We start from the raw sequence: 14,303 nt of genomic DNA on the forward strand, positions 1-14,303 counted from the left end.
TATTAAATCGAGGCTGTTTCCGACCCTCATTGGTTCTAAGCCTAAGCTCAAAGCCTATACCCAAAGCTCAGGCCTAAAGCTCAGGCACAAAGCAGAGTGCAGAAGGATTTTCAAGCTTTCAGCGTAAGATTACTTAGAGCCATCGATGCTCCTGATACTCCTATTAAAGCCGTCTGTTGTTTAAGCCTCTTAAATAGGCCACATGGCTCTAGTGAATTCAGCTCAATTTAGTCAATACTTATAGCCAAGGGGATTAAGTGCCCACACCCACTAGTTTCTTCCCAGGACGACCGTATGTTAATCCTAACCGGAGCTGATGTGAAACCTTGCCGCATCCGAATGGGTGAGGTTGAGCAATTAGGTTTTTATTACCGCCATCAACTCTACCGTTATGTCAACCGTTTTCCTGCGCATGACACTGCGGGTGCAGTACGAGCCTGCCGCGCTTCTCTAGACCAAGGTCAAGTCTCTGTGTTGGTTAAAACCAATGAGACCTATAGCCTTTGGATCCAGCACCAAGCCCCCGTGCAACAACGTCAAAGCCTAACCGTTTCCAATTTGGAGAGTTTGATAGACGAGTTTGGCGATCAGACCGAGTTGCCTGTGGAGCTGAACCTACAGGAACGGTTCAAACAGTACATTAACAACAAACAGCTACAATCTACCCATACTAAGCAGAGCCTGAGCGATCTAGAAAGAGGCGAGAAGATCGCACGCCTGCAAGATTACGTCCGGCGCAAACAGCCCAGCGTAGAGGTGGGCGTGTCGGAGCTGTCTGAGGAGGATATTGCTACAGGGATTCGCTGGCTCGATTCTAAAGTCCCCGCGCGGTAGACCCGTCCGATTTCTGCTACAGATCAAGCAATTGGGCCAGATAATCGGGTCAAACAATTGGGCTGAGTTTCCTATATTTCAATAGCGATTCAATAGCGATAGCGGACGCCAATACCCTAGGCTGAGTGGATAGGTGATTTGCCAGCACGTGAGCCTATCCCACTGAAGCCATGAACTCATCGCAAGGCTCGGTCATTCTGGCAACAGATACAGGCGGAACCTTCACCGATCTGGTTGCCATCGACAACGGACAAGTGCACACCGCCAAGGTGCCGACCACTCCCCAAGACCCAGCAATTGGCGTGCTTCAGGCAGTTGCAGTCAGCGGTGCCTCTACCCAGATTCAGACTTTTGCCCACGGGATGACCGTCGGCACCAATGCGCTCCTAACGCGAACCGGGGCCAAGACAGCGTTAGTCGTCACGGCTGGCTTTACCGGGTTGCTGGAGATCGGCCGCCAGAACCGACCAGCTCTCTATGATTTAAGTGCGCAGCGAGTTCCGCCACTCGTGCCCTTAGAACGGGTGGTGCCGGTGGCAGAGCGGATTGGGCCGAAGGGTGAGGTTCTACTACCCCTGACTGAAGAGGCCGTGGTTACTGTCGTGGAGCAGCTGCGGCAAATTGCACCGCAAGCAGTGGCGGTCTGCCTCTTGCACAGCTATCGCAACCCAGTGCATGAGCAACAGTTGGGAGCAGCCCTGCGAGCGGGGCTACCAGACATCGAAGTCTCACTGAGCTGTGAAGTACAAAGTGAGTTCCGCGAGTACGAGCGCTGTAGCACGGTTGCAGTCAATGCCTACCTCAATCCTTGTGTCGCCGCCTATTTGGACAGACTAGACCAGCAAGCTCAGGCGCAGGGGTTACCAGCTCCTTTGATCAACCAATCTAATGGTGGGTTGGCAACTGTGCCGCTAGTGCGGTCCTTTGCGGTGCGCACAGTTCTATCGGGGCCGGCAGGCGGCGCAGTAGGTGCGGCTTACATTGCTAGACTTTCGGGTTTTGCCAATATTCTGGCCTACGACGTGGGCGGCACCAGCACCGATTGCTCGTTGGTGCTAGACGGTAGGCTAGCCACTCGGACAGAAGCGACGGTCGCCGGCTGCCCGATTCGAGCCCCGCAGATCGATATTCACACAGTGGCAGCTGGCGGCGGCTCTATCGCTTACCTCGATAGTGGGGGCTTACTCCAGGTGGGTCCCCAGAGCGCGGGTGCTGTGCCAGGACCGATCTGCTATGGTCGAGGTGGCACAGCAGCCACGGTGACTGATGCCAGTTTGGTTTTGGGTTATCTAGCGGCTGATGCCAGTTTGGGCACTCAAGGGCAAATTCGCTTGAACCGGCAAGCTGCAGAACAAGCCATTAGCCAATTGGGTGAACCTTTAGGGCTGGATTGGGTGGCAACGGCAGGTGGCATCCTGCGCATCAATATTGAGGATATTTGTCAGGCTTTACGCCTGATCTCGATTCAGCGCGGCATCGACCCTAGAGAACTGGCACTGCTAGCTTTCGGCGGTGCGGGCGCACTATCCGCTTGTGCCGTCGCAACAGAACTGGGCATGACTACGGTGCTAGTGCCGCGTTGGGCCGGGGTGCTGTCGGCGCTGGGGATGGCAATTGCTGATCAGCGTCAGGACTTGGTGTACTCGCGGCTGTACCGCAGCGACCAAATTCAGGCCGAAGAGATCGAACGCATTTATGCAGAGCTCGCAAGTCGCGCCAGCTTAGGGCAACCGGACCAGCGCCAATACGAATTCAGCTTAGACATGCGCTATCTGGGGCAAAGCCACGAGCTGACAGTGCCCATTGAGGTTGATTGGACGCCAGGCCAAATTGCTGCCGCCTTCCATCAGCTGCATCAACTCCGTCGCCACCACAGTGAGCCAGACCAGCCGGTTGAGTTCGTGAATTTTCGTCTGAGCGCGGTGCTGAAGGTGCCCAAGCCAACCTTAGTGGAACCAGCGGGAACGGGAGCTAAGCCAATCGGCCAACGCCCGGTTTGGTTTGAGGGCCAATTTCAAGAGATTGCCGTTTACGATCGCACCCAACTGGGGCAGGGAGACTGCTTCAGTGGACCTGCCATTGTACAGATGCCTGAAAGTACTGCAGTCATCGCTCCGGGCTGGCAAGCGGAGATTGACACTTATGGAACCCTGGTTCTGCGCAACACATGACGCAATCTAAGAGCTGGTTGATCTGAATTAGCAATGCCCAGTTCAACAGCTAAATTCCAGGGCCAAATTTCAGGGCTTGATTCTAGGATCCAGTCTCAGGGTTTAGAATTTCAGGGTTTAGTTATAGGACGGAGTCTGAAGGGCACTCAGGGCAGTAGCTTCGTCAGCAAAGTTTGGCAGCACCTCGCTCAGCCCCAGAACATAAAGCACGTACTGTACATGGGCATTAGCACCAAACAGGACCACCTTGCCCTGTGACTCTTCGCAGCACTCGACAACCTTCATGATCGCTGCAATGCAGGAGCTGTCGATGAAGCGAACCTGACTGCAATCGATCAGCAGGTCGTGTGCTCCCGGCTCAAGGGCCTGCTTGAGCTGCTGACGGATGTCTCGCACAACCGTGATGTCGGCGCGAACAGGCAGAGATACCCGAGCGACTGGGGTAGTCCAGAGCTCAGCGATTTCTGGGTGGATGCCAATAGATTCAAAACTGGGGCAAGCGGTGCGGAGGAAGTTGGCGAGGGATTGAGGGGTGGTCAACATCAGTTCCTCCTACAGCGAACCGGCTAGAGAACGAGGCTTTTGCGCTGCTTGTTCTCAAGGTATCGGTTTCCACTCGGCGGTGCATTCCCTTCTGGGCCAACCCCACTGCCAGCTTAGGACTCACCACTTGCCGAAACTGGCAAAGCATTGAAAGATGCCCTTAAACTGGCACTCTCAAAGCGGCCCGCCCAAAGGGGCACTCTCAAAGCGGCCCTCTCAAAACGGCTGGTAGCGCAACTCGAAATGGAGCCCCTTGTCTTGCAAGGAGTTGCCCTGATCACTAATCGTGACCAGAGGAATGCCGTAATCGATTTGCACCGATAGACCCGGAAGCACCAACCAGCGCACACCCAAACCCACGCTGGCAATGGTTGTGGTTTCCGCGCCGCCCCGATTCCAACCCGTACCAAAGTCGAAAAACGGAGCTAGTTGCAGCACATTCGGATCCCCAGTTACGGGAATGCGCACTTCCAGGGAGGCTGAAACCGCATTGTCAGACACTAATTGGTTCTGGCGATAGCCACGTACGGTGTCAATTCCCCCCAGGCTGAAACGCTCTAAGGACAGCAGCGAATCAGGAGTTAATTGTGCATTAATTCGGACCAAACTTACGATTCTTGAAGTTAATTGCTGCACCCATTGAAACTGCCCTAACCAAGCAAAAAACCGCCCGTCTGGTCCTGCCTCATTCACGGTTGCATCAAAGGCATCTAGGCCAAGACTAAATTGTGATCTAGCTGCCAATACCCGTCGAGGTTGACGATCGACCCAATCTTGAAAAAAACGCAGCACGGTTACTTTGGAACGTCCCTGCTCATCAGGACCCTCGCCGAAGGGAAAAGGCTCGTCTAGCAAGAAAGTTTGGCTGCGCCGAAGATCGAGAGCTAGACCCAAAGCAACTTCGCGTTCCGGTGAGCGCAAGATCGGTTGGCGAAAACTCAATGAGAGGGTTCGCGTATCACTTCTAATACCTGAATTTTGAAAGGGTGCTTCAACGACATCACTGTCGCCGTTGTTATAGCTCAAGCTGAGCGTGCCATCTAGTGGATTCAGAGGCACAGAATAACTGACGCTATAGGTATCCAGTCCTTCTGTCAAACCATAACTAGCACTGAGACGATCGCCAAAGCCAAACAGATTGTCATGCACTGCAAATACATTGCCCTCCACGGAACCCACACTGGGCGATTGACGATTGGCAACTGAAATACCAGCATGAAACGGAGGAGCTTCGCGCAGGCGAATCTGCAAGACGTTACGACCAGGAGCACTGCCAGCAGTCAACTCTGCATTAACTTGGTCTAGTAAGGGATCTAGTTGCAATAATTGCAAGGCTTGTTCGAGCCGTCGCTGATTCAGTGGGCGACCGGTTGCTACAGCAATGCGGCTGCGCACATAGCCTTCCTGTAAGTGGGTTAAACCGCTGAGATCAACTCGCTCAAGTTGTCCTTCAATGACTTGAATTTGAACCACACCGCTACTGAGATTCTGGTTGTTCAGTAAGAACGCACCGGAAGTGATATAGCCGTTGTTGATGTAGAGCTGAGTAATATCAGAGCGAAGTTTAATTAGGTCCTCAAATGTGAGTTCGCTATTTTCTAGGGGTTGGGTGAGGGCTGCAATTTCTGCTTGCAAAACTGTGCTACCCAACACTTCTATTTCCTGCACCAAAAAACGTTCGCTATCAGGAGCAGAACGCTCTGGCACAGATGGCACTGTTGGCAGCTCAAGATTGGGCTCTGGCAGTGGTGCTGGTTCTTCAGGCAGAGAGGGACGGGGTGGCTCCGGTGGCCGGGGTAACAGCTGACCAGGATCGGGGGCATTGTCCGGCAGCTGAGGTGGTCGGGGCTGAGTCGGGGCTTGAGCAACCGCACCCGGAGCGAAATCGAGCAGAAGCGAGCCCAATTCAAGTTCTGATCCAGCAGGCGGACTCTGAGCAGAACTTTTAGTTGCAAGACTCGCTACGGTTGCAATACTGAGACCTGAGATTAAACAAGCCTTTAAAAGTGGGCTGAGCGAAAAGTTGTTCAGCTGATCATGCTTCTGAGAACAAAACAGCATCGACGGATCGTTTCTCCCTCTCGTTGACACGCCCCACATTGACCTGGATGAATCTCGATTGCTTCTTAAGACCCTTCAGCCAACCGCTACTTAGGATACTGCTGTTCGGGAATAACAGAGCATAAGCAATAATACAGTGTGAGGTGACAAACGCTACCAACAAGCTCGCGTCTACCAGGTGACAGACTCCCTTAGGCCAAAAGCTATAGGAGTTCTCAATCTGTCCAGCAGGACCCCGTAGTATAGAATGTAACGAAGCATTAAAGGCATAGCCGCTACAAAAATTAGCGAGAACCCTAAACACGTCACTTAAGCGTGTTTAGGGGCTCTGCTAGCCAGAAGTAGGTTCATTGCTTGATTGAAGCATTCACGGAGAAATTGCTAAAGCTGTTTATAACTGCTCGCTTTTTGGTAGGTTTAAGAGCACAAATTCAGTTCAGTTTTCCGTTGGAGTTCTGCTATGTTCCGCCAACGCTATCGAACCAGACCTTATCAAATTTTGGGCATTCTATTTTTTAGTAGTTTGGCTCTCTGCCTGTGGTTGGGTCCGGTAGTTTGGCAGAACGGGCGTCCCAAATTGGGCAGTATGGCAACCGCCCAGGTAATGCCCCAGGTAAAAGCGCAGGTAAAAGCCCAAGCACAAGCCGCTACTACGGCTCAAGCGGATAGCCAACATCAACAGGTGCAGCAAGGCGTTGAACGTTATCAGGCTGGAGATTTCCAGGGAGCAGTTGAGCGTTGGCAACCGGCCTTGGTCGCTTACCGCAACGCTAATCGCCCGACCGAAACAGCGATTGTACTGGAAAATTTGGCGAGGGCTTACCAACAACTGGGGCAGATTGACCGCTCGATTAGCCACTGGGAGCAGGCGATTGCTACCTCTCGTCAGCTCGGCGACTCTCGGCAGGTTGCCAGATTACTAACTGAGCAAGCCCAGTCTTACAGCAGTTTAGGCCAGCACCGACAGGCTATCGCCCTGCTATGTGGTGCTTACGGCGAAGCGCACAATTGCGCTGAGGCTAGCGCCTTGCAACTAGCGCGTAGTCAGCAGGACCGTCCAACCGAGGCAGCAGCCTTGGGCAGCTTGGGCAATGCTTACCGGCTGAGTGGTGAGTATGGGCAGGCGATCGAGTACCTGAACGCAGGGCTGCAATTGGCCCGTGAGCTGAACCAAACGACGTACACAATTGCTGCCTTAAATGACTTGGGCAATGCTCATGCCAGTCTTGCTCAAAGCCAGTACCGTCAGGCTAGTTCAGCGGAGCAACGAGGTGGTAGCAACGAAGCCAGTCAACTGCGAACTCAAGGGCGCAACCAAGACAGCCAAGCCCTGCAATATTTCCAAGAAAGCCTGCAATTGGCACGCAGCCAGAAGGATCAGTCCGCCCAATTACGGGCCCTGCTCAACCTGGTACCCACCTATCACCGCAGCAACGATTCAGATCGAGCGGCTGAGAGTCTGCAACAGGCCGTGGCCTTGCTCGACCGTCTGCCCGACGACCGGGAGAAAGTCTATGCTGCTGTTGATTTAGCCAGCTTGCTGCAACCAGCCTTGGCGCTCAATCTAAGTTTGGCAGGACCCCAGTGCTTGCAATCTCGGACAGAACCCCAAGCGATTGAATTGCTCAGCAAAGCAACCGCCATTGCTCAACGCATTCAGGATCGCCGCTCAGAGTCTTTTGCCCTGGGCAAGTTGGGGCACATTTACGAATGTCGCCAAGACTATACCAAGGCATTGGAATTAACTCGGCAGGCTCAATGGGCTGCCGATCAAAATTTGCTGGCTAAAGACAGTCTTTATCTATGGGAATGGCAAGCTGGTCGAATTTTCAAAGCTCAAAATCGGCAACCGGAAGCTATCCAAGCCTACGAGCAAGCTGTGAATACCTTAGAGACAATTCGCGGGGACATTCTGATTGCCAGTCGAGATTTACAGTTTGATTTTCGCGACACTGTTGATCCTATCTATCGTGACCTCGCCGAATTGAGATTGAGCCGAGCACTCCTTCCATCGGTATCGGCTAAAGACCGCACGCAGGAATTAAGCTCGGTGCTAAACACGATTGATTCACTGAAGTTAGCTGAACTGCAAAACTATTTCGGCAATGACTGTGTACTTGCAGTGGGGCCACAGCCATTGAATCAGGACAGTATAGGCAGTGCTACTGCGATTATAAATTCGATTATTTTCCGCGATCGAACTGCTATTTTAGTGAGCCTGCCTGATGGCGAGAAAAAACTGCACTGGCTCAATATCGATAATGAACGACTGAGACAAACAATTAATGAGTTCCGCAGAATTTTAGAACGACGGGCTGATTTGATTTACGATCCCACCTTGTCACGGCAAGTCTATGACTGGATTATCCGTCCGTTTGCTGAAGATTTAGCTCGCACCCAAACAACAACCCTGGTATTTGTGCAGGACGGCATTCTGCGCAGTGTACCCATGGCTGCCCTTCACGATGGCCAGCAATTTTTGATTCAAAAATACGCTGTCGCCACAACTGCCAGCCTTACCCTTACTGACGCCAAAGCCTTGGACCGGCAAGGTCTTCGGGCTCTAGCGCTGGGGTTGACTGAGGAATCCGCAGTTGATGGTCGCACCTTCCCAGCCCTATCTAATGTTGGGCTAGAAATTGATCAAGTCGAGACTGAATTGCCAGGCAGCAAGCAACTCTTAAACCAGGAATTTACGCGAGAGAGACTGCGGCAGGAACTGACCACAACCAGCTATCCAATTCTACATATTGCCACTCATGGCGAGTTTGGTTCAGAACCAGAAAATACCTTTTTGGTAATGGGCAATAACGACAAGCTCACGATCAATGACTTGGATGCTGTGATTCGGAGTGTCAATCGCAAGATAGGGCCAGTCGAGTTATTAACCCTTACAGCTTGTCAAACGGCTGCTGGAGATGACCGGGCAGCGCTTGGCTTGGCAGGTGTGGCCATCCAGGCAGGGGTCAAAAGCGCCCTAGCGTCCCTTTGGTACATTGACGACGCGGTTACAGCTGAGTTAGTAACTCAGTTCTACGATGGTTTGCGCGATGCCAAGCTGAGCAAAGCTGAGGCCTTGCGAGCAGCCCAGCAGGCAGTGATTAACAAGGGTGGCTTTTCTGCCCATCCTGCTTACTGGGCCCCTTTTACTCTGATCGGCAACTGGCTCTAGGGATTGCTGATCTCTTTCTTGAGTGCGTCTAGCGCCGAGCTGACGCCTGACGCTGCAAGGCAGCAATCTGCCGCAGGGAAGCACTTCGCCTCGCGCTAGGGCCAGGTCCTGACTCTTCCAAGCGGGCCAGATCTTCCAAGAGACTAGAGACAAGATCCCGCGATTTGGGGTCACTGGCAGCAGCTAGGGCTTCTCCTAAAGCGTCGTACCAAAAACCGGCCCTTGCATAGAGCTGAGATCGCATTAGGCGATCAGGCGTTGCCGCTAAAGCTCGGGCCAGGCTAGGCGATGGCTCAACCACACGAATTTGGCTTCTGGCAATCAAATCACCAGACGGATGATTGGGGTTGCAAACCATAACCACTTGCCAGAGGTAAGTTCGTCCAACACTCAGGCCCGGTTGGTTAGTCGGCAAGGATACTTGCATCATGCCGGGCGAACTTTGCAACTCTAGAGTTTGCACTGGTTGAGGATTGAGCTGGTTGTTGGCGTTATATTCGTAAAGTTTGAACTGGAGTGGTTTAGCCTCACTGCCGGGTGCAAACCAGGCAAAGGTTGGCCGAGTCGAACTGGTTTGCCCAGCTGGTTCTAGGGGAGCCAATAGCGTGAGTGCAGGTCCAGCTTCACCTCGACAGCCGCCTCGGGTACCAGCAGTCCCAGAGGGGCCAGGATTATCCGGTGGCCCTCCAGGCGGTATGTATTGAGCGAGGGCAGTTGACGGCAAGGCAAGCGAGAGGCCGAGAATAGCACTCAAGAGCAATTTGTGGTTGCCATAACGGCTAAAGCTGAGTATTAACATTTGAATCATCATATCGAATGGACCACTGGCTCATTTAGCTCACTCACACCATACAAGAAGGTGTTAAAGCCGACAGCCGTCTTTTGCGACAGTTAACCTGCAACCAATGGCAAATCCCATGTTGATTACTGCAAAGCTAATGGCTGAAATTGGCACAGACTAGAGTAGCCAACCGGACATTTAACTCGAGTGGCGTTGCCAGAAACGTTTCTTAATCACTGGCCAGCTCAAAAGACAGACGGTACCTTTAGGGCTTTGAGGAAGTCGCTGGAATTTGCCGCCTAGTTGACGAGCTAAATTCTCAGCCTGTTGCGTTCCCCGGCCTTTAGAGTTTGTGGTTAAACCGGCACCGTTATCAGTGATACGCAGCACATAGGTATTCTTTTCCTGAGTGCAAATGACGCTGAGCCGAGTCGCGGCAGTAGCGTATTTACCAACATTGCACAAGGCTTCTTCCAGAAAGCGACAGAGACTGCGCTTGTGATCGGCAGTGAGGCTGCGATCATCAATCGGGTCAAATTGGCGTATTTTAATTCTGATGCTTTTGAAGCAGGGAAAGTCGCGTAGCAGAGTGTCAGAGTAGACCTCGTAGAGAATTTCGTGTAGAGGCGCTTGTAAGTCAAGCTCCTGTCCCTCGCCGAGGTACAGGCTGTCGTTTTGCGTCAGGCTTTCACGGCGCACTGATTCGTAGACTGAGCGTAATTCTTGATTGAGATGCTCTAGTTCTAGTAAAAGGCGACTTGAGGGCTCATCTTGTTCTCGGGCTTGGCGGAGCAGTCGCGCCAAAATCTGTAATGGGCCATTGTGAATGGCATCGAAAGTCTGATCAATGACTAATTGTCGCTGCTCAATTTGCGCCCTTAGGTAACGGTTGTATTGATAAAAAGGCGTGAGTCCAGCCCCATTGAGACCCAAGACCAGCAGCGCAGGAACCACAGGAATCCACCAGCCCAGGAGCAGCAGCAAATAAGCGGCAGTCACCAAGATCAGGCTGGCCAGCATTAAACCCAGAAAAACTCTAAGCGGAGAATGAACAAACCGGCTCAAGCCAATGCCGACTAGGCCCCAAACCGTGACCCAGAGGTATTCCCACGGCTCACGCCAAGCGTTCAGCAGTGGCCGCTGATCGAGGACGGCACTGATTATCTGACTCACTGCATGGGCCTGGATCTCAACACCATCGACTAAACCGCGCTTCTGACCATCGCCAGCCACGGCTGTTGTATTCACGCTGTCTTTGACACTGTCGGCCGTCATGCCAATGATGACGACCCGGTTGCGGATCCAGTCAGGCTTGACTTGCCCATCAATAATTTGACTGAAGGAAACCCTACGAAAAGGGGCTAGACCACCACGAAAGTTCAGCAGCAGTTGACTGGTTGTGCCAACCGATTCACCGATGTAGCCACCGAAGTTAACGGAGAATCGGGGTAGCTCTGTTTTACCCAGACGCATGGCATTTTTGTCACGAATTCCATTACTGACTTCAGTTCTTAAATACTGCTCTGTTAAGCGGAGAGCCAGTGAAAACTTGTATCCCTGTTCTGTATTAATTCCTAATAAGCTACGCCGTAGACGGCCATCGGAGTCTAATAGAACATCAGCGAAACCAGCCTGCTGAGCAGGCAACTCTGGAGGGGGATTGACAGTAGAGTTACCGGCTCCTTTCAAAGCCCGTTCAATCACAATTAAATTCTTATTTTGTTGAAAGATAGCAGCCAGTTCTGAGCGACCAGAACCGACTGGCAAATCTCTAAAAATATCCAGGCCAATTGCTCTAGGCTGATAACTTTGTAGAGTTCTGAACAGGAGAGCTAGATCACGATCAGGGACAGGGTAACCGAAGCGACGAATATCAGTTTCATTTACCCCGACGATCAGAATTCGCTCGTCAGTGGGCTCAGAGGGGCGAAGGCGGAGAAACGCGTCTAATGTGTTCCATTCTGAGGTTTCTAGGGCTCCAGTAAAACGGCTAACCATCACTAGCCCGATCACAATCAAACCGGGTAAAGCACCTACTCGCCAGATGGTTAGCTCTCGCCGAATCGCCGCTGCTAATCTCACGGCCGTCAATCTCTCTGCACCTTGCGTTCAAGCGGCCTTAGTCGATCAACCCCTCTTCTCTAGCCCGCATTTCTGTCTGGATGCGAATGTTTTTGCCAGCATCAGGATAAACATCCAACACATCCTGGATTTTTGTCCAGTAGTGGCGTACAGTGCGCTCTGAAACACACATGCGTTCGGCTATGGTCTTGTCCTGTAAACCCTCGCGAAAGGCTAGATTGAGCACTTCCAGCCACTCAGGCTTCACTTCTACGCCTGTTCGCATTTCCTTTGGCGTATAGATTAAACCTTGCAAAGCCCAATCAACTCGAGTGAGCATTTCCTTAATGGGCAGACTTTTATCAGCAACAGTAAAGCCACCTTCATGGGCATCAATCAGAGGCCGCAAACGCACCAACGAACGAATGTGGGCACTTTGCACCACAATGTTGAGCGCTGGGTAATTCTTCATCAACGTTCTTAATAGTTGAATGCCCGTATCAGTGCGTGCAGAACCACCCGCAAGCTCTGGCATGGAAAGATCCATAACGACCAACCCAGGCTGGAATTTTTCTGCTTGATTCTGAGCCTCTTGAGCAGTTTGGGCAGTTAAAATATCTGCTTCTGGGTAGTGGCGTCGAAGCACGTCTAAAGTACCACTGAGGACCGATTCGTGATCGTCGACCACAAGGATCTTTCGTGTCCCTGGCTCTGATAATGCTTGACTCATCATCGATATCCCTACAGCTTCTAACCTATTTTTGGGATCCATCTGTTTGCGGTGACCAACGGAAGTACCAAACCACCGTGAGATTCTTTTTGTGGTGGTAGCACTGTCCTGACGCTAAGAAGCGAAAAGCGCGACCAAGATACTCCCTGTCCCTGGAAGCATAACAGGAAATGAGAGCGGCAGCATCCGGATAAACAAACTGTACACTCAGCTCACTGATTGCCTGGTTCCAAAGTGAACGCTGCGCTTGCAAGCCAATATGAACCAAGCTAGCTTCTACGGCATTGAGTTGTAGCAGTTCATCCAACATTCTTAAAACTACAATACTTAAATCAGCTGACTCAGGATGCCAACTAGGCGGCAACTCTGATGTGAAATTAAGCTGAGGATAACTCGCTTGCCAGGGCTCTATTAGACTATGAATCGCCAGCGGCAAACTATCCTCAATATAAGCGGGAGATAAATGATCGCTAAGCTTTCTGAGATAGCTGTGCCAATCGTCCAGCTTGGTCAACCAATTCTGCTGATGGCTCGCTGAGATGCCCGTTTCATCTACTAGAGACAGTTCTAAACGTCGTCGCATGGTGAAGGTTTCCTGCAACAACCCATCCCGGATTTTTTCTGCCTCATGGAATAACTGGCTCGACTGCTTCCGAGACCACCATTTGACAGCATGTTGAGTTTGAAAATATGACCAGATCAGCCACAGCGAGCCCATAATGCCAACCACTGAAGCGATGACTGCCGGACGAAGAAGGGAAAGCACAGGAAAACTAAAAGAGGTCAAGACTCAAAGAGGCGCCTGAATCGCTCTGCTGCTAGAGCATCGAGCAGTCTAAGATTCTCTTCTACGCTAGCTTACCCCTATCAGGTCCTAGCTTCTGGTTTATGACAGCCTATTTGCCAAAAGCAGACGAGCTCTCTGTACTATTACGCCATTTTCCTTGCCGAAAACTGCAATGGAATTTTGCGCCTGTACGCTATAACCCCACCTCGTATCTCAGAACTGGCGCGAACCTAAGGTGGTGGCACAAACTTGCCCTGATGATTGCCAAGTACTATGCCAAACACTACAAGAGTATCGGTTGCAGGCTTCACCCAGTAGTCACCGTTCCCAGCTCGCTTAACTGCTCCTGTAGCCAGCTCTCTAATAATTCATCTAGTAGGCGTTGCCTCGTGGCCTCATCCAGTTGAGCGGGAAGCCGTTGCTCTAAACGCACGATCACAAGCCAATTGCCCACCGCAGTGGGTGGCCACAGCTGACCGGGTCGTCCCACAGTTAGCAACCGAGCCAGGGTCGGATGATAGCCTCCCAGCTCAACTGGCCCCACTAGACCTCTGGTTTTAGCCTCTGGTCCTTGCGAATACTCTCGGGCTAGCTCGGCAAAAGATTGTTCACCAGCCTGGATGCGGAAGTAAAGCTCATCTGCAACCCCTACATCTTGAGTGCGGATGAGCGAATAAATAACTTGATCCAACTGACTCTTGCGCTTAAGGAAGTATGACTCTAGCTTGTTGCCACCAACAATCTGCTTCAGCTTCTGAATTTTTAGATCCCGCGTCACTAAAGCATCCAGATTTCCAGACGGTTCAACGGGGGGCTGGTTACGCTGGTGTTGCTCTCGCACCCGTTGACAAGCGAGCCCAATTTCCTCAGACGTACATTCAATCGAAGCAATAGCCTGATCAATCACAAGTTCGCGCAGTAAGCGGGGTAATAATTGATAGCGATCGAGTAAACCAACAATTTGCTCGGAGGTTACAACTTGATCTTTGACTTGTAGAACAGCAGTCATGGTACAGGCTCTCCTAGTTACGCTGTGTTGACTTCAGCGCCAGCAAACTTTGTTTGATGATCCAAATCTTAGGAGAGAAGCCCAATGAGCGCAGGGACTCTTTCTGTCAACTTAATTGCCAAAACCGAACACAGGTTTAGCCGAAAAGAGTAAG

General features: G+C 51.8%; 11 protein-coding genes. 4 read left to right on the forward strand and 7 right to left on the reverse strand.

Translation table 11 applies throughout. The annotated features are described in order from the left end of the window. Positions 1 to 294: 294 nt before the first annotated feature. Positions 295 to 834 (forward strand): hypothetical protein, encoded by a 540-nt coding sequence (locus H6F94_RS23145; protein ID WP_190804579.1) that lies wholly within the window; start codon positions 295 to 297, stop codon positions 832 to 834. 170 nt (positions 835 to 1,004) lie between these two features. Next, complete coding sequence (locus H6F94_RS23150) at positions 1,005 to 3,005, forward strand: hydantoinase/oxoprolinase family protein (protein WP_190804580.1); 2,001 nt, start codon at positions 1,005 to 1,007, stop codon at positions 3,003 to 3,005. Positions 3,006 to 3,122: 117 nt separating this feature from the next. Here the strand turns inward: H6F94_RS23150 and H6F94_RS23155 are convergent, their stop codons facing one another. Both H6F94_RS23155 and H6F94_RS23160 read right to left on the reverse strand, forming a co-directional pair. Further along, the gene (locus H6F94_RS23155) at positions 3,123 to 3,548 is read right to left on the reverse strand and encodes an STAS domain-containing protein (protein ID WP_190804581.1); all 426 of its coding nucleotides are present in this window, start codon (positions 3,546 to 3,548) and stop codon (positions 3,123 to 3,125) included. A gap of 216 nt (positions 3,549 to 3,764) precedes the next feature. After that, positions 3,765 to 5,264, reverse strand: coding sequence for a ShlB/FhaC/HecB family hemolysin secretion/activation protein (locus H6F94_RS23160; RefSeq protein WP_199320587.1), 1,500 nt, complete (start codon positions 5,262 to 5,264; stop codon positions 3,765 to 3,767). Here H6F94_RS23160 and H6F94_RS31790 point away from each other — a divergent pair. Together H6F94_RS31790 and H6F94_RS23165 are read left to right on the forward strand one after the other, a co-directional pair. Beyond that, positions 5,258 to 5,497 (forward strand): hypothetical protein, encoded by a 240-nt coding sequence (locus H6F94_RS31790; protein WP_199320588.1) that lies wholly within the window; start codon positions 5,258 to 5,260, stop codon positions 5,495 to 5,497. The two genes, H6F94_RS23160 and H6F94_RS31790, sit on opposite strands and share 7 nt — an antisense overlap. Positions 5,498 to 6,069: 572 nt before the next feature. Continuing rightward, complete coding sequence (locus tag H6F94_RS23165) at positions 6,070 to 8,781, forward strand: CHAT domain-containing protein (protein WP_190804583.1); 2,712 nt, start codon at positions 6,070 to 6,072, stop codon at positions 8,779 to 8,781. Between the two features lie 28 nt (positions 8,782 to 8,809). Here H6F94_RS23165 and H6F94_RS23170 read toward each other — a convergent pair whose 3' ends face one another. The 5 genes from H6F94_RS23170 to H6F94_RS23190 form a co-directional block, all read right to left on the reverse strand. Further along, positions 8,810 to 9,592, reverse strand: a complete 783-nt coding sequence (locus H6F94_RS23170; protein WP_190804584.1) for a DUF928 domain-containing protein — start codon at positions 9,590 to 9,592, stop codon at positions 8,810 to 8,812. 168 nt (positions 9,593 to 9,760) lie between these two features. Further along, positions 9,761 to 11,644: a CHASE2 domain-containing protein gene (locus tag H6F94_RS23175; RefSeq protein ID WP_313949358.1), complete on the reverse strand. Its 1,884-nt coding sequence runs from the start codon at positions 11,642 to 11,644 to the stop codon at positions 9,761 to 9,763. A 37-nt stretch (positions 11,645 to 11,681) separates the two neighbouring features. Continuing rightward, positions 11,682 to 12,311 (reverse strand): response regulator, encoded by a 630-nt coding sequence (locus H6F94_RS23180; RefSeq protein ID WP_313949359.1) that lies wholly within the window; start codon positions 12,309 to 12,311, stop codon positions 11,682 to 11,684. A gap of 67 nt (positions 12,312 to 12,378) precedes the next feature. Next, positions 12,379 to 13,119 (reverse strand): hypothetical protein, encoded by a 741-nt coding sequence (locus H6F94_RS23185; RefSeq protein ID WP_190804586.1) that lies wholly within the window; start codon positions 13,117 to 13,119, stop codon positions 12,379 to 12,381. Between the two features lie 328 nt (positions 13,120 to 13,447). Beyond that, a complete protein-coding gene (locus H6F94_RS23190; RefSeq protein WP_190804587.1) occupies positions 13,448 to 14,149 on the reverse strand; it encodes a peptidylprolyl isomerase in 702 nt (233 codons plus the stop codon). Positions 14,150 to 14,303: the final 154 nt, after the last annotated feature.

This window comes from Leptolyngbya sp. FACHB-261, from assembly GCF_014696065.1.
Taxonomy (GTDB): domain Bacteria; phylum Cyanobacteriota; class Cyanobacteriia; order FACHB-261; family FACHB-261; genus FACHB-261.